The organism is Pseudomonas mucidolens (assembly GCF_900106045.1).
Lineage (GTDB): Bacteria > Pseudomonadota > Gammaproteobacteria > Pseudomonadales > Pseudomonadaceae > Aquipseudomonas > Aquipseudomonas mucidolens.
The window spans coordinates 3653658-3677360 of sequence record NZ_LT629802.1; the positions used below are offsets into that span (position 1 = coordinate 3653658).

A 23703-nucleotide genomic window follows, 5' to 3' on the forward strand; every position below is an offset into this window, starting at 1 on the left:
TAGGCCGACACTTCTTATCGTTCCACACCCTTTGGAACCCGAAATAGCTATGTCTTCGCGTAAATTTGGTCTCAACCTGGTGGTGGTGCTGGCGATTGCCGCGCTGTTCACCGGTTTCTGGGCGCTCATCAATCGCCCGGTCACTACTCCCAACTGGCCCCAGCAAATCTCCGGTTTCTCCTACTCGCCCTTCCAACAGGGCCAGTATCCACAGAAAAGCCAATACCCGACCGACGCACAAATGCACCGGGACCTGGAGATCATCAGTCATCTGACGGACAGCATTCGCACCTACTCGGTCGACGGTCCGCTGGGCGACATTCCCAAGCTGGCGGAAGAGTTCGGCTTGCGTGTCACGCTGGGAATCTGGATCAGCCCGGACCTTGAGCGCAATGAACGCGAAATCCAGCGCGCCATCGAAATCGCCAATACCTCGCGCAGCGTGGTGCGTGTGGTGGTCGGCAACGAAGCCCTGTTTCGTGAAGAAATCACCCCCGAAGCACTGATTGTCTTGCTGGACCGTGTACGTGCGGCGGTCAAAGTGCCGGTGACCACCTCCGAGCAGTGGCATATCTGGGAACACAACCCGCAGCTGGGCAAGCACGTCGACTTGATCGCCGCGCACGTTCTGCCGTATTGGGAACATATCCCGGTGGGCCAGGCCGGGCAGTTCGTCCTCGACCGCGCCAAGGATCTGAAGAAGACGTTCCCGAAAAAACCGCTGCTGCTGTCGGAAGTCGGCTGGCCGAGCAACGGACGGATGCGTGGCGGCTCGGACGCGTCCCCGGCCGATCAGGCGATCTACCTGCGGACGCTGGTAAACGAGCTGAACCGTGAAGGCTACAACTACTTTGTGATCGAAGCCTTCGATCAGCCCTGGAAAGCCAGTGACGAGGGTTCGGTAGGCGCCTACTGGGGCGTGTTCAACGCCGCGCGCCAGCAGAAATTCAACTTCGAAGGGCCGGTCGTGGCCATTCCCCAGTGGCGGGTGCTGGCCATCGGTTCAGTGGTGCTGGCGCTGTTATCGCTGACCCTGCTGATGATCGACGGCTCGGCCCTGCGCCAGCGTGGGCGGACCTTCCTGACATTTATCGCGTTTCTCTGCGGGTCGGTACTGGTCTGGATCGGTTACGACTACAGCCAGCAATACAGCACCTGGTTCAGCCTGACCGTGGGTTTCCTGTTGGCGCTCGGTGCCCTGGGCGTCTTTATTGTGCTGCTGACCGAAGCCCATGAACTGGCGGAAGCGGTCTGGACTCACAAGCGTCGGCGTGAATTCCTGCCGGTGGAAGGGGATTCGAACTACCGGCCGAAAGTCTCCATCCATGTGCCGTGCTACAACGAGCCGCCGGAGATGGTCAAACAGACCCTCGACGCCCTGGCAGCCCTCGACTATCCGGACTACGAAGTCCTGATCATCGACAACAACACCAAGGACCCGGCCGTCTGGGAGCCGGTGCGTGACTACTGCACCACGTTGGGCGAGCGCTTCAAGTTCTTCCACGTCTCGCCCCTGGCCGGTTTCAAGGGTGGCGCGCTGAACTACCTGTTGCCGCATACCGCCAAGGATGCCGAAGTGATTGCGGTAATCGACTCGGATTACTGTGTATCCAAGAACTGGCTCAAGCACATGGTGCCGCACTTCGCCGATCCGAAGATTGCCGTGGTGCAATCGCCCCAGGATTATCGCGACCAGCACGAAAGCACCTTCAAAAAACTCTGTTATGCGGAATACAAAGGCTTTTTCCACATCGGCATGGTCACCCGCAACGACCGTGACGCCATCATTCAGCACGGCACCATGACCATGACCCGCCGCTCGGTGCTGGAAGAACTGGGCTGGGCCGATTGGTGCATCTGCGAGGATGCCGAGTTGGGCTTGCGGGTATTCGAGAAAGGCCTGTCGGCGGCGTATTACCACGACAGCTACGGCAAGGGCTTGATGCCCGATACCTTTATCGACTTCAAGAAACAGCGTTTCCGCTGGGCCTACGGGGCGATTCAGATCATCAAGCGCCATACCGCCAGCCTGCTGCGCGGCAAGGGCACTGAACTGACCCGTGGCCAGCGTTACCACTTCCTGGCGGGTTGGCTGCCGTGGGTGGCCGATGGCATGAACATCTTCTTCACGGTCGGTGCATTGCTGTGGTCGGCGGCGATGATCATCGTGCCGACGCGGGTCGACCCGCCGCTGCTGATCTTTGCGATCCCGCCATTGGCGCTGTTCTTCTTCAAGGTCGGCAAGATCATCTTCCTCTACCGTCGCGCGGTGGGCGTGAACCTCAAGGATGCGTTCTGCGCCGCCTTGGCTGGCCTCGCGTTGTCCCACACCATCGCGAAGGCGGTGTTGTACGGTTTCTTCACCACCAGCATCCCGTTCTTTCGCACACCGAAAAACGCCGATAACCACGGTTTTTGGGTGGCGATTTCCGAAGCCCGGGAAGAGATGTTCATTATGCTGCTGTTGTGGGGCGCGGCGCTGGGGATTTACCTGGTGCAAGGCCTGCCAAGCAATGACATGCGCTTCTGGGTGGTGATGCTGCTGGTGCAATCGCTGCCGTATGTGGCGGCGCTGATCATGGCGTTCCTGTCCTCGCTGCCCAAACCTGCAGTGCTCGAGCCGAAGCCGGCCCCGACGGCGTAAAATCTTGCGCAATCCACTAAACGGCGGCCTCAGGTCGCCGTTTTGCTATAAGATAACGGCCGTTTTGTGTGCTTTACGCCCATCACCGTAGGAGCGAGCTTGCTCGCGAAGATCGTCAACGATTATGCGAGCATCCTGAATGAACGCGACGCTCTTGCGTTTTTCGCGAGCAAGCTCGCTCCTACAGTTAGAACTGTTGCCGCCTCGATTTCCGGAGTTTCCCCATGACGGCCCATGCCGACCTTTCGCCGACCCTCCAACTCGCCATCGACCTGATCCGCCGCCCGTCGGTGACGCCGATCGATGCCGATTGCCAGAAGCTGATGATGCAGCGCCTGGGCGACGCCGGCTTCAAGCTTGAGCCGATGCGCATCGAAGAGGTAGACAACTTCTGGGCCACCCACGGCAAACACGCAGGCCCGGTCCTGTGTTTCGCCGGCCACACCGATGTGGTCCCGACCGGTCCGGTACAGGCCTGGCAGAACGATCCATTCGATGCGTTGATCGACGAACACGGCATGCTCTGCGGCCGTGGCGCGGCGGACATGAAAGGCAGCCTGGCCGCGATGCTGGTGGCTTCAGAACGCTTCGTGAAAGATTACCCGGACCACAAAGGCTCGGTGGCCTTCCTGATCACCAGCGACGAGGAAGGTCCAGCGCACCATGGCACCAAGGCGGTGATCGAACGTCTGGCGGCGCGCAAGGAACGGCTGGACTGGTGCATCGTCGGCGAACCATCGAGCACCAGCCTGGTGGGCGATGTGGTGAAAAACGGGCGTCGTGGTTCCCTCGGCGCCACCTTGAGCGTGCGCGGCGTGCAAGGTCATGTGGCTTATCCGCACCTGGCGAAAAACCCGATTCACCTGGCCGCCCCGGCGCTGGCCGAGCTGGCCGCCGAGCATTGGGACGATGGCAACGCCTTCTTCCCGCCGACCAGTTTCCAGATTTCCAATCTCAACTCCGGCACCGGCGCCACCAACGTGATCCCCGGTGAGCTGACGGCGGTATTCAACTTCCGCTTCTCCACCGAGTCCAGCGTCGAAGGCCTGCAGCAGCGGGTCGCGGCGATTCTCGACAAACACGGCCTGGACTGGCACGTGGAGTGGGCGTTGTCGGGCCTGCCGTTCCTCACCGAACCGGGCGCGTTGCTGGATGCGGTATCAGCCAGCATCAAGGCGATCACCGGGCGCGAGACCCAGGCATCCACCAGCGGCGGCACCTCCGACGGACGTTTCATCGCTACCCTCGGCACCCAGGTGGTTGAGTTGGGGCCGGTCAACGCGACCATCCACCAGGTCAACGAGCGCATCCTCGCCAGCGACCTCGATGTGCTGACCGAAATCTATTACCAGACCCTGATCAAGTTGCTCGCCTGATGCTCGCCTGTCCCCTTTGCAGTGCGCCGCTGAACGCAGTGGAGAATGGCGTGGCCTGCCCGGCCGGGCACCGTTTCGACCGGGCGCGCCAGGGTTATCTGAACCTGTTGCCGGTGCAGCACAAGAACAGCCGCGACCCGGGCGATAACCTGGCCATGGTGCAAGCGCGTCGCGACTTCCTCAACGCCGGGCACTACGCGCCAGTGGCCAGGCGCCTGGCGGAACTGGCCGCTGAACGCGCACCCCAACGTTGGCTGGACATCGGTTGCGGCGAGGGTTACTACACCGCGCAAATCGCCGATGCCCTGCCCCGCGCCGATGGCTATGCCCTGGATATTTCCCGGGAAGCGGTCAAGCGCGCCTGCAAACGCAACCCGGCGCTGACCTGGTTGATCGCCAGCATGGCCCGTGTGCCATTGGCCGATGCGAGCTGCCAGTTTCTTGCCAGCGTATTCAGCCCGCTGGACTGGCAGGAAGCCAAGCGCCTGCTCAGCCCCGGAGGAGGCTTGATGAAGGTCGGGCCGACCAGCGGCCACCTGATGGAACTGCGCGAGCGCCTGTACGACGAAGTGCGTGAGTACACTGACGACAAACACCTGGCCCTGGTGCCGGACGGCATGAGCCTGCAACACAGCGAAATCCTCGAGTTCACCCTCAGCCTGGCCGATCCCAAGGACCGCGCCAACCTGCTGGCGATGACGCCCCACGGCTGGCGCGCCAGTGCTGAACGGCGGACCGAGGTCATCGAGCATGCCCAACCGCTGCGGGTCACCGTGTCGATGCGCTACGATTATTTCGTGCTTCAATAACCTCTTTTCGAGCCTCAGGGCTCCACCGGAATATCCATGCGCCAACCTGATATCGAGATTTACCTCAAAGACGCCGACGTCGACTACAAGGCCATCGCCGCCTGGCTGGGCGCCGCGCTGGGTCCTTGCACCGACTGGGTGCAGAAAGGCCAGACCTACAAATGCAAGGCGGGCGACGTGCCGGTCACCTGGCTGCCCAAAGCCGTCGGCAAATGGAACAGCCTGTTCCTGGAAAGTGACCGGACCCCGTGGGACGACGACATCGCCTGCGCCCGCGCAGCCTTTGCCGCGCTGAACGTTGAAGTGCGTTGCGCGCCGGGCAGCTGGGTCGAGGCAGAAGGTGAAGAAAACGCCGACACCTGGATTCGTATCAGCGAAGACGGTGAAGAGCAGATCACCTGGAAAACCGCCTGACCCAACACCGTCAGTGTGGGAGCGGGGTTGCTCGCGATAGCATCACCCAGGTGTGACTGATACACCGAGGTGCCTGCATCGCGAGCAAGTCGAACCGTCGCACCGCCGCTCCCACATTGATAAAACGGTGCGGCTGTCTACAGGCCCACTACATCCTCGGCCTGCAAGCCCTTCTCGCCGCTCACCACAGCGTACTCCACCTGCTGGCCCTCGACCAAAGAGCGATGCCCTTCACCACGAATGGCGCGGTAGTGCACAAATACATCCTTGCCGTCTTCCCGCTGGATAAAGCCATAACCCTTGGCGTCGTTGAACCACTTCACATTGCCGGTCTCGCGCGTTGTCATCGGTTTACTCCCACTTGCATTTTATTGTTGAGTCAGTGCAATTGAACTGCCGAGTATATGACAGGCTCAAAAACCTTCAACTCAAGTTTACTTCGGCGCTTTTTTGCCGATTTTCGATGAATACGGCACACTACCCACCCGAGCGCCCGCTCGGTTTTTTCCACCTGAAGCAGCACGCCTATGACCCGCTCCCCGTTCCGCCGTCTGGTGTTTGGCACCTTGCGCCGACTGTTGTACCTCTGGGTTCGCTCCGAGACGATCAACCAATCGTCCCTTACCCTGAATCTCGACCGCAGCCGGCCGGTGTTTTACGTTCTGCAATCGCCTTCCCTGACTGAATTGGCCGTGGTCGACACCGAATGCACCAAGGCCGGCTTGCCACGCCCGGTGCTGCCCGTTTCGGTTGGTCCGTTGCTGGAGCCCGCGGCGTTCTTTTACCTCACGCCCGACCCGGATTGGCTTGGTCGCCAGGACAAGCGCGGCGCGCCGCCAACCCTGACGCGGCTGGTCAACGCCTTGACCGACCGCGTCGAAGAGAATGCACAAATCATTCCGGTCAGCGTGTTCTGGGGCCAGTCGCCCGCCAGCGAATCGAGCCCCTGGAAGCTGCTGTTCGCCGATAGCTGGGCGGTCACCGGGCGTCTGCGTCGACTGCTGAGCATCCTGATCCTGGGGCGCAAGACCCGCGTGCAATTCTCCGCGCCAATCAACCTGCGCGAATTGATCGAGCACAATAAAGGCCACGAACGCACCGTACGCATGGCCCAACGCATCCTGCGGGTTCACTTTCGCAACCTGAAAACCGCGGTGATCGGCCCCGACCTGTCTCACCGACGCAACCTGGTGAAGGGCCTGGTGAATATGCCATTGGTGCGTCAGGCGATCCTCGACGAAGCCGAACGGGAAAATATCGCCCCGGAAAAAGCCAAGGCCCAGGCCCTGCGTTACGGCAACGAAATTGCCTCGGACTACACCTACACCGCGATCCGTTTCCTGGAAGTGGTGCTGAGCTGGTTCTGGAACAAGATCTACGACGGGATCAAGGTCAACAACATCGAAGGTGTGCAAAAGGTCGCCCAGGGTTACGAGGTGATCTACGTGCCCTGCCATCGCAGCCATATCGACTACCTGTTGCTCTCCTATCTGCTGTTCAAGAACGGCCTGACCCCGCCGCACATCGCCGCCGGGATCAACCTCAACATGCCGCTGATCGGCAGCCTGCTGCGCCGTGGCGGGGCATTTTTCATGCGGCGCACATTCAAGGGCAATCCGCTGTACACCTCGGTGTTCAACGAATACCTGCACACCTTGTTTACCAAGGGCTTCCCGGTGGAGTATTTCGTCGAAGGTGGGCGCTCGCGCACCGGGCGCATGCTGCAACCGAAAACCGGAATGCTGGCGATCACCCTGCGCAGCTTCCTGCGTTCCTCGCGCATGCCTATCGTGTTCGTGCCGGTGTACATCGGCTATGAGCGCGTCCTCGAAGGCCGTACCTACCTTGGCGAGTTGCGGGGCGCGAGCAAAAAGAAGGAGTCGATCTTCGACATCTTCAAAGTCATCGGCGCGCTCAAGCAGCGCTTTGGTCAGGTCGCGGTCAACTTCGGCGAACCGATCAAGTTGGCGCAGTTCCTGGATCAGGAGCAACCGGACTGGCGCACCCAGGAGCTGGGGCCCAACTACAAGCCGGCCTGGCTCAACGAAACCACCAACCGCCTCGGCGAGCAGGTGGCGCGCCACTTGAACGAAGCGGCGGCCATCAACCCGGTCAACCTGGTGGCCCTGGCGTTGCTGTCGACCACGCGCCTGGCGCTGGATGAACAGGCCATGGCGCGCCAACTTGAACTGTACCTGACGCTGTTGCGTCGCGTGCCCTACTCGCCCCATACCACGTTGCCCGAGGGTGACGGCTTGGCGCTGATCAAACACGTCAAGGACATGAACCTGCTGTCGGAGCAGAGCGACGCGTTGGGCAAGATTCTGTACCTGGACGAGCAGAACGCCGTCCTGATGACCTACTACCGCAACAACGTGCTGCATATCTTCGCCCTGCCGGCGCTGTTGGCCAGTTTCTTCCAAAGCACCTCGCGCATGAGCCGCGAGCAGATTCTGCGCTACACCCACGCGCTCTACCCGTACCTGCAATCGGAGCTGTTTATCCGCTGGTCGCTGGAAGAGCTGGACAACGTCATCGACCAATGGCTGGAGGCCTTTGTCGAACAAGGTCTGCTGCGCTTCGAAAAAAACCTGTTCCTGCGCCCGGCACCAAGTTCGCGCCACTTCGTGTTGCTGACCCTGCTGTCCAAGAGCATCGCCCAGACCCTGCAGCGTTTCTATATGGCCATCTCGCTGCTACTCAACAGCGGCCAGAACAGCATCAGCGCCGAGGAACTGGAAGACCTGTGTACGATCATGGCCCAGCGCCTGTCGATCTTGCATGGCCTCAACGCACCGGAGTTTTTTGACAAGAGCCTTTTCCGACATTTTATTCAGACGTTGCTGGAACAAGATGTGTTGCGGCGTGATGAAGCCGGCAAATTGAGTTATCACGACTTGCTCGGCGAACTGGCCGAAGGCGCTGCCAAGCGTGTGTTGCCGGCTGATATTCGCCTGTCGATTCGCCAAGTAGCCCTGCACCGCGTTGATGGCGCGGCCGAACAACCGGGCCCGGCTGAAGAAACCCACTAGATTGAACCTGGCGCCAGGCTATTTCTGGCGCCGTTGACAAGGAGCTGCACCATGAAAAAAATCATTCTCCTGGGCCTGACTGCCCTGCTCGGAGCTTGCCAATCCATGCAACCTGCCCCTAAAGCCAGCCTTGATGGCGAAGTGTTCTATCTGCAACGCATCGCGCTGCCGCCGACCGCCACCCTAAGCGTCAGCTTGCAGGACGTGTCCCTGGCGGACGCTCCCGCCGTGACCCTGGCCGAGCAGAAAGGCCCGATCAAAGGCCAGGTGCCATTGCCGTTTCACCTGAGCTACGACCCAGCCCAGGTCAAGCCTGGCCATACCTATTCGGTCAGCGCGCGCATCGAGCTGGATGGCAAACTCATGTTTATCACCACCGAGCGCCATGCCGTGCAGTTGAACGGCCAGGATCAACAACCGCTGCGCCTGCGCGTTGACGCTGTCGCCCGCTGAACCCTTCAAATCCCTGTTTCACCCACCTGAGGAAGCGTCCATGCTCCGTAACTCTCTTCGCCTCACCGCGCTCTGCGCCGGCCTGCTGCTTGGCGCCAACGCCATGGCCCTATCCCTTGGCGACCTGTCCCAAGGCGACGCCACCGGCGGCCTCAAAGACGCACTGACCCAAGGCGCACAGATTGCCGTCAAGCAACTGGGGACACCCGGTGGTTTCAGCAATAACCCGCAGGTAAAAATCGAACTGCCGGGCAAGCTGGGCAAAGTTGCCGGCAAAATGAAAATGCTCGGCATGGGCGATCAGGTCACGCAGCTCGAAAACAGCATGAACCAGGCCGCGGAATCGGCCGTGACCCAAGCCCAGCCAATCCTCGTGAACGCGGTCAAAAACATGAGCGTGACGGATGCCAAAGGTATCCTCAGCGGCGGTCAGGACTCGGCGACCCAGTATTTGAACAAGAGCAGCCGTGAGCAGATTCGCGCCAAATTCCTGCCTATCGTCAAGGCCTCCACCGACAAGATCGGCCTGGCCCAGCAGTACAACGGTTTCGCAGGGCAAGCAGCGGCCCTGGGCGTGGTCGACAAGAACAGCGCCAACATCGAAAGCTACGTGACCGAGAAAGCCCTGGATGGCCTGTTCGAGATGATTGCCAAGCAGGAAGAAAGCATTCGCCAGAACCCGGCGGCGGCCGCGACCAGTCTGGCGAAGAAGGTCTTCGGGGCGCTGTAGGCGTGCACTAGCACCTCGTACAACGCGGCTGAAATCAGGGTAATGCCGCTCAGCTAAGTAAAGTCGCGTGCCGAACACCGCCCCGTGGTAGTGGGCTTGTCCTGTGGCGAGGGGGTTTATCCCCCGTTGGGCTGCGCAGCAGCCCCAAAAAGGCCTCCCCCCGTTCGTCCAGTCAAACCGGGATGGCAGGTTTGAGGGCTGCTGCGCAGCCCAACGGGGGATAAACCCCCTCGCCACAGGGCAAGCCTTCTCTCTGGCTACACCACGTCTTTCTTGACCTTGAACCACGCCGCATACAACGCCGGCAGGAACAGCAACGTCAACGCTGTCGCCACAATCAAGCCGCCCATGATCGCCACGGCCATCGGCCCGAAGAACACACTGCGCGACAATGGAATCATTGCCAGCACCGCCGCGAGGGCTGTCAGCACAATCGGGCGAAAGCGACGCACGGTGGCTTCGATAATCGCCTGCCACGGCGCCAGTCCGGCCTTGATGTCCTGCTCGATCTGATCCACCAGGATCACCGAGTTACGCATGATCATCCCCGACAGCGCGATGGTCCCCAGCATGGCGACAAAGCCGAAAGGCTGGCGGAATATCAGGAGAAACAGGGTCACTCCGATCAAGCCCAATGGCGCTGTCAGGAACACCATGATCGTGCGCGAGAAACTGCGCAGTTGCAGCGTCAACAAGGTCAGCACGACCACGATAAACAGCGGCACGCCGGCCTTGACCGAGTTCTGCCCGCGCGCGGAATCCTCGACCGTGCCGCCCACTTCCAGCAAGTAGCCATCCGGCAGTTCGGCGCGTACATCTTCCAATGTCGGCAGGATCTGCTGCACCAGCGTCGCCGGTTGTTCCTTACCGTAGATATCGGCGCGCACGGTCACGGTCGGCAGGCGATTGCGGTGCCAGATGATGCCTTCCTCAAAGCCGTATTCGAGGGTCGCAATTTGTGACAACGCAATACTTTTTCCGTTATCCGTCGGCACCGCCAGGCTCGGCAGCAGCGACAGTTCGGTGCGCTCATGCACGGTGCCGCGCAGGAGGATTTCGATCAACTCGTTGTCCTCCCGGTATTGGCTGACGCTGGAGCCGGTCAAAGAGCTCTGGAGGAATGTCGACAGGTTGGCGGTGCTCACGCCCAAGGCCCGTGCACGGTCCTGATCGATATTGAGGTAAACAATCTTGCTGGGCTCTTCCCAATCCAGGTGCACGTTGACCACATGGGCATTTTCCCGAACCCTGGCCGCGACTTTACGTGCCAGCGCCCGCACCTCTTCGATGTGTTCGCCGGTGACCCGGAACTGTACCGGATAGCCTACGGGTGGACCGTTTTCCAGGCGCGTGACCCGTGAACGCAGCGCCGGGAATTGCTCGTTGAGGGTTTCGATCAGCCAGGTGCGCAGGCTTTCACGTTCCTCGATGGTCTTGGCCAACACCACAACCTGGGCAAAGCTGGCCGCGGGTAATTGCTGGTCAAGCGGCAGGTAGAAGCGCGGCGATCCGGTGCCGACGTAGGCCACGTAGTTATCGATACCCGCGTGGTCCTTGAGCAGCGCCTCAAAACGCTTGACCTGCTCGGCGGTGTTACTCAAAGACGCACCTTCGGCCAGTTTCAGGTCGACCATCAATTCCAGCCGCCCGGAGGCCGGGAAGAATTGCTGCGGGACAAAACGGAACAGCGCCACCGAGCCGATAAACAACAGCAGGGTCAGCACGATCACTGTCTTGCGTCGGCGTACGCACCACTCCACCCAACGTCTTACCCGCTGATAAAACGGCGTGCCGTAAGGATCCGGTCCGTCCGTACCGTGCTTGGCCGCATGCAGCTTCGCCAGGTCCGGCAGCAGTTTTTCTCCCAGGTACGGCACAAACACCACGGCGGCGACCCAGGAGGCCAGCAACGCAATGGTCACCACCTGAAAGATCGAGCGGGTGTATTCGCCAGTGCTCGATTGCGCGGTGGCAATCGGCAAAAAACCGGCCGCCGTGATCAGCGTGCCGGTGAGCATCGGAAACGCGGTGCTGGTCCAGGCGAAACTCGCGGCTTTGAGCCGGTCGTAACCCTGCTCCATTTTGATCGCCATCATTTCCACGGCGATGATCGCGTCGTCCACCAACAAGCCCAGGGCCAGCACCAACGCGCCCAGGGAGATTTTGTGCAGACCAATGCCCAGGTAGTACATGGAGGCAAAGGTCATCGCCAGCACCAGCGGAATCGCCAGCGCCACCACCATGCCCGTACGCACGCCGAGGGAGAAAAAGCTCACCAGCAAGACAATCGCCAGCGCCTCGGCCAGCACCTGAACGAACTCACCGACACTGGTCTTCACCGCCGCCGGTTGATCGGACACCTTGCGCAGTTCCATGCCCGCCGGAAGATTGTTCTGCAAGCGAGCGAATTCGCTTTCTAGGGCCTTGCCCAATACCAGAATGTCACCGCCATCGCGCATCGCCACGGCCAGACCGATCGCGTCGTCGCCCATGAAGCGCATGCGCGGCGCCGGTGGGTCGTTGAACCCGCGATGAACCTCGGCTACATCACCAATGCGAAAGGTGCGCTCAGCCACCCGGATCGGGAAATTGCGGATCTCTTCCACCGTCTTGAAATTACCCGATACCCGCAGTTGCACACGCTCGCTCGGGGTTTCAAAAAAACCGGCGGTGGAAACCGCGTTCTGCTCCTGAAGCGCCTGCTGCACGGCCGCCAGCGGCAAGCCAAGGGTGGCGAGCTTGACGTTGGACAGTTCGATCCAGATTTTCTCGTCCTGCACGCCCAGCAGCTCGACCTTGCCCACGTCCGGCACCCGTTGCAGTTGAATCTGGATGCGGTCGGCGTAGTCCTTGAGCACGGCGTAGTCGAAACCCTCGCCGGTCAGCGCGTAGATATTGCCGAAGGTGGTGCCGAATTCATCGTTGAAAAACGGCCCCTGGATATCCGGCGGCAAGGTCTGGCGAATGTCGCTGATTTTCTTGCGGACCTGGTACCACAACTCTGGGATCTGTGCGGAATGCATCGAATCCCGCGCCATGAAGGTGACCTGGGATTCACCGGGGCGAGAGAAAGACACGATGCGATCGTACTCGCCGGTTTCCATCAGTTTCTTTTCAATGCGCTCGGTCACCTGGCGCGAGACTTCCTGGGCCGTGGCGCCTGGCCAGTTGGTCTTGATCACCATGGCCTTGAACGTAAACGGAGGATCTTCGCTTTGTCCCAGCTTGGTGTAGGACAAGGTACCGACAACCGCCAGCAACAGCATCAGGAACAGTACGATCTGGCGATTACGCAACGCCCATTCGGAAAGATTGAAACCCATCGGGGACTACTCCTTGTTGGCCGCCAAATTGACTACCCGATTGGAACGATCTACCGGGCGCACCTGCTGGCCCTCATGGAGCACATGAACACCCGCGGCCACCACCCAGTCGGAAGGATTCAGACCCTCCAGTACCGGGACGCTTTTTTCCGCAAAGGCACCGATTCGCACAGGTATGCGCTTAAGGGTGTTATCGGGCTTGACCAACCAGACGTAGGATTCGCCGTTCTGCGCACTGAGCGCGGAAAGCGGCACCGACAGCGCCATAACGCCTTCGGTCTGAATGAATACACGGGCGCTCTGCCCCAGTTCTGCCGGGACTTCGCCGGCACTGAAGGCGACACGTGCGGCGAAGGTGCGTGACTTGGGATCAGCCGCCGGGGACAGTTCGCGAATCCGCCCCTCGAAGCGTTTATCCGGCTGGCTCCACAGTTCGACGGAAACGGGCTGGCCGATCTCGAAACGACCGAACGTCTGCTCGGGAAGGCTGATCAGCACCTCGCGCTCACCATCGGTGGCCAGGGTGAAGACAGTCTGCCCGGCAGCAACCACTTGGCCGACTTCCACGGCACGCTTGGCCACCACCCCATCCCGCGGCGCACGTAACACCGCATAACCGGCCTGGTTACTCGCCACATCAAATTCGGCCTTGATCTGTTTGAGCCGCGCCAGGCCTGAACGGTACAGGTTTTCGGAATTATCGTACTGGGAGCGACTGACCATCTGACGGTCCATCAGGGTCTTGTAGCGATCACGTTCGGCACGCACCAGGCTCAAGTTGGCCTCGGCAGCCGCGACCTGGGCCCGGGTCGCTTCCAGTTGCAGGCGCACATCCTGAGGATCGAGCTCCGCCAGCGGCTGGTTAGCCTTGACCCGCTCGCCCTCCTCCACCAGCCGCCGGATGACCTTGCCGCCAATGCGAAAGGCCAGGTCCGGCTCATAGCGGGCGTGCACCTCACCGGGATAACTCTCCATCGCCTGCGCCGAAGGCTCTGGATGCACCACCATGGCCGGGCGCACCGTGGCGCGGGCCGTTTCTTCCTGGCCACACGCAGTCAGCAGGAAAAGCAGGCAGGCAGGCAAAGCGAGGTGCAGGAAAGTGCTGCGCATGCTGAAGGACCTTTCGCTAATGAAGCTAGAAATAATTATACTGAGCAGTATGTTATTAATACCAAACTCACCAGTCCAGTATTAAACTTAAAATGTCCGACAATCCTGTAAACACCAATAGCCCCGGGCGCCCCAAGGACATGGCAAAACGCCAGGCAATCCTCGACGCGGCGCAAACCCTGTTCTTGAGCAACGGGTATGCAAGCACCAGCATGGATGCCGTGGCCCTTGAGGCCGGCGTGTCAAAACTGACCGTCTACAGCCACTTCACCGACAAGGAAACCCTGTTCACCGCAGCCGTGGTGGCCAAATGCGAAGAACAATTGCCGGTGATGTATTTCGAGCTACCTGAAGGCGTATCGGTCGAGCAAGTGCTGCTGAACATCGCCCGCGGTTTTCATCAACTGATCAACAGCGATGAGTCGGTGAACCTGCACCGTCTGATGATGACGTCGGGCAGTCAGGACTCGAAGTTGTCGCAGACGTTCTTCGAGGCCGGTCCCATGCGTATGTTGCAGGGTATGGAGCGCTTGCTGAGCAAGATCGACCAAAGCGGCGCATTGCACATCGAAAAACCGCGGATCGCGGCCGAGCACTTTTTTTGTCTGCTCAAGGGCACGGCCAATTTCTGCTTGCTGTATGGCTGCGGCGAACGGCTGAGCGATGCCGCCGCCGAAGAGCATGTGCGGGAAGTGGTGGGACTGTTTATGCGGGCGTATAGGGTTGAGGCAGTTGCAAGCCATTAGCTACAAGCGACAAGAAGGGTTCGCTTGTAGCTTGTAGCTCAACTCTTGAGTGCCTTTTTAGGATAAATGTCATAGCGGCTGGATTTACCGTCCAGCGCGTGGCTCGGCTTCGGCCCTTCAATACAGGGTGCCTTGCGCGGACGCTTGACCACCACCCGGTGACTGGCCAATTCCAGCGCCGCCGCCAGCAAGGCGGGAGCATCCGGATCATCGCCCACCAGCGGTCGGAACAAACGCATCTCCTTCTTCACCAGCGCGGTTTTCTCACGATGAGGAAACATCGGGTCGAGATAGATCACTTGGGGCGCTTCGCCCTGCCAGTTGCGCATCACCTCGATGGAGTTGCCTTTGAGCAAGGTCATGCGCGCCACAATCGGTGCCACCTCAAAGTCATCGGCCCCACGCGCCAGGCCATCTTCCAGCAAGGCAGCAATCAACGGCTGACGCTCGATCAGGCTCATCTCGCAGCCCAGGCTGGCCAGCACGAACGCATCTTTGCCCAGTCCCGCCGTGGCATCCAGCACCCGTGGCCGCACGCCTTGGGCCACGCCTACCGCCTTGGCAATCATCTGCCCACTGCCACCGCCATACAGCCTGCGATGCGCCGCACCGCCCTCGACAAAATCCACCCGAACCGGGCCAGGGGCGTCAGGCCCCAGTTGTTGCAGTTGCAGGCCATGTTCACCCACCTGCAGGGAAAAATCCGCATCGGCCAGTTGCAAAGGCAAGCCTAGCTGCTCGGCCCAGTGTTGGGCACGTCCTGCAAAACTCTCGGCCAAGGCCTCGACCCGAATGCGGCTGGCCGCGGGTTGTTCGCTCATTTGTCGCTACGCTCAAAAATATTAAGGATCGGCAAACAGCGGCCGATAAAAAAATGATCAGGTATTTTGCCAGAGCTGAGCGTCGACCGAGAAAAATGTCAGACATTCATTCGTTATTCACCGGTGTACTGCCGACCCACAACCACTACGGCCTGCGTAATACCCAAGCGCTGGCCGGCGTCAGTCATGTGTGGCAGGACTTCTTCGCCCGGGCATTGGCCGAGCAGCTTGGCCAGGCGCCAGGTACAGCGGTGGCCCAAGACGCGCAACCGATGGATGCCTCGGTGGAGCCGAACGTCGGCAGCGATCTGCTGAGCCAGATCGTTACCCAGCGGCATTGCGATGTGCAGGACACTGTAATCGCTCCGCCTGAACCACTGTTCCTGCCGATCGCCGAATTTGAACTGGAATTGCTGCCCCCGGCCGCTACGCCGTTTCCGGACGACGAAATCGTCGCGCAACAGCATCAACAGCGTTTTGAAAGCACCTGGGTACGGCCTAGCGTACTGAATGCCGGCCAGCCTCTGCCCGCGCCAGGTCCGGCGCCGCAACCCAAGCCGCTCTCGCTGCCGATCGCCGAGTTCGAACTGACATTGCTGCCGCCTCCGGCCGAGCCGTACCCGACTGAAGAGTTGCAGGCCCAGCAAAAAGCCCTGGACTTCGATTGCGGCTGGGCACGTCCGCTGATCATCAACAACCTGCGTCTGGCGGCCTGATCCAATTCACCCTCGCGCCTACAAAAAAGCCTTTGAGCGGCATTGGCGTCAGCGGCATACCCACCACGGCCCCATGTCCAGATGGAAGTGGTTGCGATGGGCGGCGTTATAGTCCGGGCTCAACACCACATTGAAATCATCGCAGGCACTGTCGCGCAACTGACGCAGGAAGCGTGCTTTGGCGCCGTCTCCCGACCAATCCTTGAGTACGTTTATGCTGCGGCCATCCGCCAGGCGGAAGCCGGCGATATCCAGGGCGTTGGCGGAAGCATGCTGGCTAAGACGTCCTTCGGCGCGGTTGTACATATTGCGACAAGCAAAACTGCCCAGGTGATCGACTCGCGTCACCGCCTGGCCAAACACGGCCCGGGCCGTCGGTTGCAAGCTGTGGCGTTCGAACAAGGCGAACGCTACCGCCAGCGGGCAACTGGCGAGGAAACTGCTGCTCAAGCCCACCTCCGCGCCCTGGACCCGTAGCGTATTACGCAACGGACAGGCCGCATCAGCGGGGCTGTCGGCTTGATGGCTGACCCGCAGCCCCGAGGTTTTCAGCACCTGATCACAGAGCGCTGGATCACGCTGCAACCGTCCCAGTTTGAAGCGCGTCAACAGACCGGGAGGCGCCCGTACGTCAAGCGGCGCCCATGGATTCCACTGCGCCTCCAGCGGCACCCAACCGCGCCACACCCCCAGCAACAAGCCGCCGCCCAGCACCAGCAACAGTCCGATAAATTTGAGCAAGCGCATGCCTCAGCCCTTGCACAATTGATTGGCCTGACTGAACGGCATCGAACGTTCGGTAAAGGAAAAGGTGCCTGTCTGATGAATTTCCTGGGCCGCCCGGAAGAACTCGCCATACGCCGCCAAGGCCATGGCTGAACCGACGCTGATACGTTTGACACCCATCTCGTTCAACTGCGTCACCGAGAGTTTGAGCCCTCCCGACATCAACACATTCACCGGTTTGGGCGCCACTGCGCGCACCACCGCCACGACCTCTTCGGCACTGCGCAAACCGGGCGCATACAGCACATCGGCCCCCGCCTCGGCGTAGGCCTGCAAACGACGAAGCGTATCGGGAAAATCCAGGCGCCCGTGCAGGAGATTCTCAGCGCGGGCGGTCAACATGAACGGAAACGGTAAGCTGCGCGCAGCGGCGACGGCGGCTTCAATCCGCTCCACGGAAAGATCGAACGGATAGATCGGGTCGACCGCAATGCCCGTGGCATCTTCGATGGAACCTCCGACAATCCCGGTCGCCGCCGCGCGTAAAATCGTCTGTGCGCAGCCTTCGGGGGTATCGCAGAATCCGTTCTCCAGATCAGCAGCGACGGGCAGCGCGGTAGCCTGGGCAATCATCCCGGCATTGCCAAGGGTGTCTGCCAAAGACAGCGCACCCTCGGCATCGGGACGCCCGAGGCTGAACGCAAAGCCGGCACTGGTGGTGGCCAGCGCTTCGAAGCCGAGACTGGCGAGCATTTTGGCGGAACCGGCGTCCCACGGATTGGGCATCACGAATGCACGGTCACGCTCGTGCAGAGCTTTGAAGGTTTCGGCGCGAAGGGTTTGAGCATCCATGACTGACTCCTGGCGAGGAAAAGAGAAGGCCTTTTAGAGTAACCCCAGTTGCTCCACGGCGGGTCCGCGATTCAGTTGCGCCAGGGTCGGTAATCCGGGCAAGCGCACCATCAGTCGTTCATGAAAGCGCATGGCCAACTGTGCCGCCAGGCGATTGTCGGAGGTGTGCAAAAACACGTAAGGGGTGCGCCCTTCTTCGATCCAGCCGGCGACTTTTTCGATCCAGGGTGTCAGGAATGGCTCATTGGCTTCCAGCTCGGGATGACCAATAAAACGCACCTGGGGAAATTGCGTCAACGCCGCCGGACGGGGCGGCACCTGGGGCTTTTTGGATTGTGCGTGGAGCACCGCGGGCGATGTCGAAGTGCAACTGAACAACGCGCGAGGGTCAAGGCAGATGCGTTCCACGCCACGGTCACGCAGCAGGCGATTGAGCATGCGCTCGGCGTCGCCTTTGTCGAAAAACCCCCGGTGGCGCACTTCCACCGCCAGCGGCCACTCCACGCCATCGATAAAGCCCGCCAGTTCCCCCAGGCGCTGCGGGGTAAAAGTGGCCGGCAATTGCAACCACAGCGGCGAAATCCGTGCTCCAAGCGGGCTCATCAAACCGAGAAAACTTTCCGCTGCCGGTAGCTGCTCGCGCAAGTCGGCGCTGTGGCTGATATCACCGGGAAACTTGGCGGTAAACCGAAAATGCGCGGGCATGATCTCGGCCCAGCGTTGCACGGTGGCCACCGAGGGCCGCGCATAGAACGTGGTATTGCCTTCGACGGCGTTGAAGACTTGGCAATAGAGCCCGAGAAACTGATTGGCGCGGGCATCCTGTGGATACAGATACTCGCGCCAGGCGTTTTCACTCCAGGATGGACAACCGAGGTAGTACGGCAACAGCATCAGATATGGATATCGAGGCCCAGCACTTCCATATCCCATTCGACAAAGCCGGCAGTGGTCAGGTAGCTGGCCAGGGCCGTGGCAACGCTTTTGCTCACCGAGCGCGGGAACACCATATCTTGCTGGCGCGCTGGCACGCCACTGACACGGCTACCGCCGGCGCCGGCGCCTTGGGCGCGGGCGGACACGGCAGGACCGGGAGACGTTTCAGCGTGGACTTCAATAAAGTCGGGAGAGTCTTCGACGGACTCGTCTACCGTCACGTTCGCCTTGCGCGGCTTACGCTTGAGTGGGTAGGACTGGGATGAAAAGCCGTCTATGCGCATACATGCAGACTCTGTATCAGTGATGGCAATTTAGCGGCGCTTTCCATGGCGCGCAAATGCTCTGGTGATAACTAGAACACATAAATGCAAAAAGGTTTAAACGCGGGCAAAATTTCTGATGATTGGTGGTGATTGGCGACGATCAGGCGGTTACTTTTGAGCCTGGCGCTCAGCTTTGGTCGCCGCCACTTTGTCGCGCAGGTACACCGGTTGCGCCTGATCGGCGGGAATTGCTTCGCCCCGCTCCCAGGCAAAACGCGCCAGGTTCAGCAGGTCTTCAGCGTGGGGCAACATGGCGGCATCCTGGCCACTGAGGTGCACGGCGATCCGCTCGGCATAACCCCAGCCGGTACCCGCGCCAAACCAGTCGCCATGGGCGTCGTCCGGCAAGGCCGCCATTTCCGGCGGCTGGACCGCTTCCACACCCACCAGACGCATTTCCCCGGCAGTTTCCCGGTAGCAGCCCCAATAGACTTCATCCATCCGCGCATCAATGGCGGCCGCGACCTGTTGTACACCGTGTTCACGCAACGCCCGCTGGGCCAGCACCGCCAGGTTGGACACAGGCAATACCGGCCGCTCCAACGCAAAGGCCAGCCCTTGCACCACACCGATGGCAATTCGCACACCGGTGAACGCGCCAGGCCCACGGCCAAAGGCGATCGCGTCCACCGCCGATAACGTCGTGCCCGCATCGATCAACAACTGCTTGATCATCGGCAGCAACTTTTGCGCGTGCAGGCGCGGGATCACCTCGTAGTGGCTCGTTACCTTGCCATCGTGCAGCAAGGCAACGGAGCAAGCTTCAGTCGCGGTGTCCAGGGCCAGCAAGGTGCTCATCGGTGTGTGCGTCCAAATTGAAAAAGTGCGCCAGTATAAACAACAACGGCCCGCAAGCGGGCCGTTGAACGTCAAGCCAATCGTTTGATCAGTTCAACGCTTCCAACACCTTGGCGGTGATGGCTTCGACCGAACCGACGCCAGCGATGTGGCTGTACTTCGGCTTGCCTTGGGCAGCCGACAGTTTCTGGTAGAAATCCACCAGCGGCTTGGTCTGGGAATGGTAGACCGACAGGCGATGACGCACGGTTTCCTCAGTGTCGTCCTTGCGCTGTACCAGGCTGTCGCCGGTCGCGTCGTCCTTGCCTTCGACTTTCGGCGGGTTATAGACGATGTGGTAGACGCGGCCCGAGGCTTCGTGAACACGGCGACCGGCAATGCGCTGGACGATTTCTTCGTCTTCAACGGCAATTTCGAGCACATGGTCCAACTCTACGCCAGCCTTCACCAGGGCTTCAGCCTGGGGAATGGTGCGTGGGAAACCGTCGAAGAGGAAACCGTTGGCGCAATCGGCCTGGCTGATGCGTTCCTTGACCAGGTTGATGATCAGGTCGTCGGAGACCAGGCCGCCGCTGTCCATCACGCTCTTGGCGACCAGGCCCAACTCGGTGCCAGCCTTGACAGCCGCACGCAGCATGTCGCCGGTGGAGATTTGTGGAATGCCGAACTTTTCAGTGATGAACTTTGCCTGAGTACCTTTACCGGCCCCGGGAGCTCCCAGCAGAATGACGCGCATCGATGTGCTCCTCAATTTTTTATAGAGATGACGCTCGGATTCGCCGCATGGGGCCAATCTCGTAAAATATGCTCGTAAAAATACGGGTCCAGGCCGCCCAAACGGCCAAAGGCTGATCAAGATACACAGCAGACCCTAACCATACAAGCCGCCGAAAGTCGGAAGAACCCGCGCCGGGCAAGCCTTTTAGTCGAGGTACCCCTTGGTGCAACCCCGACACAAAAGCGCCGGCGCCCTCGATTCGGGTCAGCCGGCGGTTTTATCTGCAAGCCCTTGAGAACACGCCAAAAATGTCAGCCAGTGTTACGCAACCCCGCGGCGATTCCGGCCACGGACACCAGCAGCGCCTGTTCCAGAGGGCTGTCCTGTGCCGCCTCCCGTTTGCGGGAACGGGCCAAGAGTTCAGCCTGCAACAGGTGCAACGGGTCGAGGTAGGTGTTACGCAGACGGATGAACTCCAGAGTGTCGGGACTGTGGGCGAGCAACTGCGACTGGCCGGTCAAGCCAAGCACTACATCGCAGGCCTGCGACAATAGGTCGCGTAAGTGCGCGCCCAATGGCCGCAGATCATCCTGCACCAGACGCTCATCATACAGCCGGGCCAAATCGGCATCCGCCTTGGCCAGGACCATTTCCAGCATATCGATACGAGTACGGAAGAACGGCCATTGCTCGCGCATCTGTGCCAGGACCTCACCTTCGCCGCGCTCCAGAGCTTTGCTCAGGGCCGCTTCCCAGCCCAACCACGCAGGCAGCATCAAGCGGGTCTGGGTCCAACCGAAGATCCATGGAATCGCGCGCAAGCTCTCGATTCCACCGGCACGCCGCTTGGCCGGGCGACTGCCCAAGGGCAGACGGCCCAGTTCCTGTTCTGGCGTGGACTGGCGGAAGTACTCGACGAACTGCGGATTTTCCCGCACCACCGCACGGTAAGCACTGACACCATCCGCCGCCAGCTCATCCATCAAGTTGCGCCATGCCGGCTGTGGAGGTGGCGGCGGCAGCAAGGTTGCCTCCAGTACCGCCGCCAGATATAGATTGAGGTTTTGTTCGGCAATGCCCGGCAAGCCGAACTTGAAGCGGATCATTTCACCTTGTTCGGTGGTGCGGAAACGCCCGGCCACCGACCCCGGAGGTTGCGACAGAATCGCCGCGTGGGCCGGGCCGCCGCCGCGCCCGACAGTGCCCCCACGACCATGAAACAACAGCAGTTCCACTTGTTGCTCGCGACAGATCTCCACCAGCCGTTCCTGGGCGCGGTATTGCGCCCAGGCGGCCGCCGTGGTGCCCGCATCCTTGGCCGAATCCGAATAGCCGATCATCACTTCCTGCGGTCCCTGTAACCGCGAGCGATAGCCCGGCAGCAACAACAGACGCTCGATCACCGGACCGGCATTGTCGAGGTCGGCCAAGGTCTCGAACAACGGCACCACGCGCATCGGCCGCTGCACGCCGGACTCCTTGAGCAACAGTTGCACCGCCAACACATCGGACGCTGCGCCGGCCATGGAAATGACGTAGGAACCGAGGGATGCCGCTGGCGCCGCGGCAATTTCCTTGCAGGTGTTCAGCACTTCCGCGGTGTCGGTCGAGGGCTTGAAGTAACCTGGCAGCAACGGGCGACGATTGGCCAGCTCACGCATCAGGAAGGTGATGCGCGCGTCCTCGTCCCAGTCTTCATAACGACCCAGACCCAGGTAGTCGGTAATTTCGGTCATGGCCGCCGAATGCCGACTGGAATCCTGACGCACATCCAGACGCACCAGAAACAGGCCAAACGTCACCGCGCGGCGCAGGCAGTCGAGCAAGGGACCGTCGGCAATCACCCCCATCCCGCACGCGTGCAGGGATTGGTAGCACAGCTCCAGCGGCTCCAGCAGGTCGCGATTGTTTTGCAGTACTTCGGCGGATGCCGGGGTGCTGGCGGTCAAGGACGCGTGCGCCCAGTTGCGCATAGCACGCAGGCGTTCGCGCAGTTGCTTGAGCAACGCCCGGTAAGGTTCGACGCTGTCACCGACCTTGGCCAGCAACTCAGGGCTGGCGCGTTGCATCGACAGTTCGGACGCCAGGTGGTCGATATCACGCAAATACAGGTCGGCGGCCATCCAGCGCGCCAACAGCAACACTTCGCGGGTCACCGGGGCGGTGACATTGGGGTTGCCGTCGCGGTCGCCACCCATCCACGAAGCAAAGCGGATCGGCGCCGCTTCCAGTGGCAAGCGCAGGCCGGTGGCGGCGTGCAAGGCCTGATCGGCCTTGCGCAGGTAATTCGGGATCGCGTGCCACAACGAGTGCTCGATCACCGCAAAGCCCCACTTGGCTTCGTCCACCGGCGTCGGTCGGGTACGTCGGATTTCTTCGGTGTGCCAGGCTTCGGCGATCAATCGTTGCAGACGCTGGCGAATCTGCTCGCGCTCGGCGCCGGTCAAGTCGCGGTGATCCTGCAGGGCCAACTGCGCGGCAATCGCATCATATTTCTGGATCAGCGTACGCCGCGCAACTTCAGTCGGGTGAGCGGTGAGGACCAATTCGATATCCAGGCGCGCCAGTTGCCGGGCCAGGGATTCACCGCTGTGACCTTCACGCTGCAATCGCGCCAACAATTGCGGCAGCACCCGCGCCTCGAACGGCTCCGGCCGGGACTCGTCGCGGCGGTGGATCAGTTGATATTGCTCGGCAATGTTGGCCAAATTGAGGAACTGGTTGAAAGCTCGTGCCACCGGCAGCAGCTCGTCCTCTTGCAATTGATTGAGGCTGGCACTGAGTTTTTCGCCGGCTGCCTGATCCGAAGCCGCGCCACGCCGATCGGCTTTGGCGCCTTTGCGAATCTGCTCGATCTTCTCAAGAAAATCGTCGCCATACTGCTCTCGAATCGTGTTGCCCAACAATTCACCCAACAGGTGAACATCTTCACGCAAGCGTGCATCGATATCGCTCATCAGCCAATCTCCAGCCAGAAATCCGGGGGCGCCTCGATCCATAAGAGTGCCGTCGCCGCCCGCGTCTGACAAGGACCCGTGCAATCGACTTTAAACCTTGAGGCTTGCAGCTAGTCTCAACAGTACCGGGACTGCAAAACAATTCCCGGCGCGGCCAACGGGGACATGCCCCTTGCCACAGGTCACTCATCACCGCCCGCCAATCGTGGGCTTTAC

At 60.7% G+C, this 23703-nt stretch carries 20 protein-coding genes; 9 read left to right on the forward strand and 11 right to left on the reverse strand.

Going from position 1 to position 23703, the window contains the following annotated elements:
* The first annotated feature begins 49 nt into the window (after window positions 1–49).
* From BLU75_RS16880 to BLU75_RS16895, 4 genes are all read left to right on the forward strand, one after another.
* Window positions 50–2644 (forward strand): glycosyltransferase, encoded by a 2595-nt coding sequence (locus BLU75_RS16880; protein ID WP_084377201.1) that lies wholly within the window; start codon window positions 50–52, stop codon window positions 2642–2644.
* Window positions 2645–2868: 224 nt separating this feature from the next.
* Window positions 2869–4020: a succinyl-diaminopimelate desuccinylase gene (gene dapE / locus BLU75_RS16885; protein ID WP_084377203.1), complete on the forward strand. Its 1152-nt coding sequence runs from the start codon at window positions 2869–2871 to the stop codon at window positions 4018–4020.
* Window positions 4020–4829: a putative RNA methyltransferase gene (locus BLU75_RS16890; RefSeq protein WP_084377205.1), complete on the forward strand. Its 810-nt coding sequence runs from the start codon at window positions 4020–4022 to the stop codon at window positions 4827–4829. The genes dapE and BLU75_RS16890 overlap by 1 nt, the downstream gene beginning before the upstream one ends.
* A gap of 36 nt (window positions 4830–4865) precedes the next feature.
* On the forward strand, window positions 4866–5243 hold the full coding sequence (locus tag BLU75_RS16895; RefSeq protein ID WP_084377207.1) for a hypothetical protein: 378 nt from the start codon (window positions 4866–4868) through the stop codon (window positions 5241–5243).
* A 137-nt stretch (window positions 5244–5380) separates the two neighbouring features.
* Here BLU75_RS16895 and BLU75_RS16900 read toward each other — a convergent pair whose 3' ends face one another.
* Window positions 5381–5590: a cold-shock protein gene (locus BLU75_RS16900; protein ID WP_084377209.1), complete on the reverse strand. Its 210-nt coding sequence runs from the start codon at window positions 5588–5590 to the stop codon at window positions 5381–5383.
* 180 nt (window positions 5591–5770) lie between these two features.
* Here BLU75_RS16900 and plsB point away from each other — a divergent pair, with 180 nt between their 5' ends.
* The 3 genes from plsB to BLU75_RS16915 are packed head-to-tail and all read left to right on the forward strand — an operon-like array spanning window position 5771 to window position 9458.
* Window positions 5771–8275 (forward strand): glycerol-3-phosphate 1-O-acyltransferase PlsB, encoded by a 2505-nt coding sequence (plsB, locus tag BLU75_RS16905; RefSeq protein ID WP_084377211.1) that lies wholly within the window; start codon window positions 5771–5773, stop codon window positions 8273–8275.
* 51 nt (window positions 8276–8326) lie between these two features.
* Window positions 8327–8728, forward strand: a complete 402-nt coding sequence (locus BLU75_RS16910; protein ID WP_084377213.1) for a YbaY family lipoprotein — start codon at window positions 8327–8329, stop codon at window positions 8726–8728.
* 40 nt (window positions 8729–8768) lie between these two features.
* Complete coding sequence (locus tag BLU75_RS16915) at window positions 8769–9458, forward strand: DUF4197 domain-containing protein (RefSeq protein WP_084377215.1); 690 nt, start codon at window positions 8769–8771, stop codon at window positions 9456–9458.
* Between the two features lie 257 nt (window positions 9459–9715).
* Here BLU75_RS16915 and BLU75_RS16920 read toward each other — a convergent pair whose 3' ends face one another.
* Window positions 9716–12781 carry an efflux RND transporter permease subunit gene (locus BLU75_RS16920; protein WP_084377217.1) on the reverse strand — a complete coding sequence of 1022 codons (3066 nt, stop codon included), beginning with the start codon at window positions 12779–12781 and terminating at the stop codon, window positions 9716–9718.
* A 6-nt stretch (window positions 12782–12787) separates the two neighbouring features.
* The gene (locus BLU75_RS16925) at window positions 12788–13891 is read right to left on the reverse strand and encodes an efflux RND transporter periplasmic adaptor subunit (RefSeq protein ID WP_084377219.1); all 1104 of its coding nucleotides are present in this window, start codon (window positions 13889–13891) and stop codon (window positions 12788–12790) included.
* A gap of 92 nt (window positions 13892–13983) precedes the next feature.
* Here BLU75_RS16925 and BLU75_RS16930 point away from each other — a divergent pair, with 92 nt between their 5' ends.
* Window positions 13984–14637: a TetR/AcrR family transcriptional regulator gene (locus BLU75_RS16930; protein WP_084377221.1), complete on the forward strand. Its 654-nt coding sequence runs from the start codon at window positions 13984–13986 to the stop codon at window positions 14635–14637.
* Window positions 14638–14675: 38 nt separating this feature from the next.
* Here BLU75_RS16930 and BLU75_RS16935 read toward each other — a convergent pair whose 3' ends face one another.
* Entirely contained in the window at window positions 14676–15458 is a 783-nt protein-coding gene (locus tag BLU75_RS16935; RefSeq protein WP_084377223.1) for a class I SAM-dependent methyltransferase, read from the reverse strand.
* A gap of 95 nt (window positions 15459–15553) precedes the next feature.
* Between BLU75_RS16935 and BLU75_RS16940 the strand changes: the two genes are divergently transcribed.
* Complete coding sequence (locus tag BLU75_RS16940; RefSeq protein WP_084377225.1) at window positions 15554–16174, forward strand: energy transducer TonB; 621 nt, start codon at window positions 15554–15556, stop codon at window positions 16172–16174.
* A 48-nt stretch (window positions 16175–16222) separates the two neighbouring features.
* Here BLU75_RS16940 and BLU75_RS16945 read toward each other — a convergent pair whose 3' ends face one another.
* From BLU75_RS16945 to ppc, 7 genes are all read right to left on the reverse strand, one after another.
* On the reverse strand, window positions 16223–16921 hold the full coding sequence (locus tag BLU75_RS16945; RefSeq protein WP_084377227.1) for an extensin-like domain-containing protein: 699 nt from the start codon (window positions 16919–16921) through the stop codon (window positions 16223–16225).
* Between the two features lie 3 nt (window positions 16922–16924).
* Complete coding sequence (locus tag BLU75_RS16950; protein ID WP_084377229.1) at window positions 16925–17752, reverse strand: isocitrate lyase/PEP mutase family protein; 828 nt, start codon at window positions 17750–17752, stop codon at window positions 16925–16927.
* Between the two features lie 33 nt (window positions 17753–17785).
* Entirely contained in the window at window positions 17786–18646 is an 861-nt protein-coding gene (locus BLU75_RS16955; RefSeq protein ID WP_084377231.1) for a DUF72 domain-containing protein, read from the reverse strand.
* The gene (locus BLU75_RS16960; RefSeq protein WP_084377232.1) at window positions 18646–18972 is read right to left on the reverse strand and encodes a hypothetical protein; all 327 of its coding nucleotides are present in this window, start codon (window positions 18970–18972) and stop codon (window positions 18646–18648) included. The genes BLU75_RS16955 and BLU75_RS16960 overlap by 1 nt, the downstream gene beginning before the upstream one ends.
* A 150-nt stretch (window positions 18973–19122) precedes the next feature.
* Window positions 19123–19812 (reverse strand): tRNA (adenosine(37)-N6)-threonylcarbamoyltransferase complex dimerization subunit type 1 TsaB, encoded by a 690-nt coding sequence (tsaB, locus tag BLU75_RS16965; RefSeq protein WP_084377234.1) that lies wholly within the window; start codon window positions 19810–19812, stop codon window positions 19123–19125.
* Window positions 19813–19900: 88 nt separating this feature from the next.
* A complete protein-coding gene (adk, locus tag BLU75_RS16970; RefSeq protein ID WP_084377236.1) occupies window positions 19901–20548 on the reverse strand; it encodes an adenylate kinase in 648 nt (215 codons plus the stop codon).
* Between the two features lie 293 nt (window positions 20549–20841).
* Window positions 20842–23487 carry a phosphoenolpyruvate carboxylase gene (ppc, locus tag BLU75_RS16975; protein ID WP_084377238.1) on the reverse strand — a complete coding sequence of 882 codons (2646 nt, stop codon included), beginning with the start codon at window positions 23485–23487 and terminating at the stop codon, window positions 20842–20844.
* Window positions 23488–23703: the final 216 nt, after the last annotated feature.

Bases quoted from the DNA above. Each gene is read 5' to 3' on its own strand.
- BLU75_RS16915 (WP_084377215.1), top strand. From the start codon at position 8,769: ATGCTCCGTAACTCTCTTCGCCTCACCGCGCTCTGCGCCGGCCTGCTG.
- BLU75_RS16950 (WP_084377229.1), bottom strand. From the start codon at position 17,752: ATGGATGCTCAAACCCTTCGCGCCGAAACCTTCAAAGCTCTGCACGAG.
- plsB (WP_084377211.1), top strand. From the start codon at position 5,771: ATGACCCGCTCCCCGTTCCGCCGTCTGGTGTTTGGCACCTTGCGCCGA.
- BLU75_RS16895 (WP_084377207.1), top strand. From the start codon at position 4,866: ATGCGCCAACCTGATATCGAGATTTACCTCAAAGACGCCGACGTCGAC.
- BLU75_RS16890 (WP_084377205.1), top strand. From the start codon at position 4,020: ATGCTCGCCTGTCCCCTTTGCAGTGCGCCGCTGAACGCAGTGGAGAAT.
- BLU75_RS16920 (WP_084377217.1), bottom strand. From the start codon at position 12,781: ATGGGTTTCAATCTTTCCGAATGGGCGTTGCGTAATCGCCAGATCGTA.
- BLU75_RS16940 (WP_084377225.1), top strand. From the start codon at position 15,554: ATGTCAGACATTCATTCGTTATTCACCGGTGTACTGCCGACCCACAAC.
- adk (WP_084377236.1), bottom strand. From the start codon at position 20,548: ATGCGCGTCATTCTGCTGGGAGCTCCCGGGGCCGGTAAAGGTACTCAG.
- BLU75_RS16935 (WP_084377223.1), bottom strand. From the start codon at position 15,458: ATGAGCGAACAACCCGCGGCCAGCCGCATTCGGGTCGAGGCCTTGGCC.
- ppc (WP_084377238.1), bottom strand. From the start codon at position 23,487: ATGAGCGATATCGATGCACGCTTGCGTGAAGATGTTCACCTGTTGGGT.
- BLU75_RS16900 (WP_084377209.1), bottom strand. From the start codon at position 5,590: ATGACAACGCGCGAGACCGGCAATGTGAAGTGGTTCAACGACGCCAAG.
- BLU75_RS16945 (WP_084377227.1), bottom strand. From the start codon at position 16,921: ATGCGCTTGCTCAAATTTATCGGACTGTTGCTGGTGCTGGGCGGCGGC.
- BLU75_RS16910 (WP_084377213.1), top strand. From the start codon at position 8,327: ATGAAAAAAATCATTCTCCTGGGCCTGACTGCCCTGCTCGGAGCTTGC.
- BLU75_RS16930 (WP_084377221.1), top strand. From the start codon at position 13,984: ATGTCCGACAATCCTGTAAACACCAATAGCCCCGGGCGCCCCAAGGAC.
- BLU75_RS16960 (WP_084377232.1), bottom strand. From the start codon at position 18,972: ATGCGCATAGACGGCTTTTCATCCCAGTCCTACCCACTCAAGCGTAAG.
- BLU75_RS16955 (WP_084377231.1), bottom strand. From the start codon at position 18,646: ATGCTGTTGCCGTACTACCTCGGTTGTCCATCCTGGAGTGAAAACGCC.
- dapE (WP_084377203.1), top strand. From the start codon at position 2,869: ATGACGGCCCATGCCGACCTTTCGCCGACCCTCCAACTCGCCATCGAC.
- BLU75_RS16925 (WP_084377219.1), bottom strand. From the start codon at position 13,891: ATGCGCAGCACTTTCCTGCACCTCGCTTTGCCTGCCTGCCTGCTTTTC.
- tsaB (WP_084377234.1), bottom strand. From the start codon at position 19,812: ATGAGCACCTTGCTGGCCCTGGACACCGCGACTGAAGCTTGCTCCGTT.
- BLU75_RS16880 (WP_084377201.1), top strand. From the start codon at position 50: ATGTCTTCGCGTAAATTTGGTCTCAACCTGGTGGTGGTGCTGGCGATT.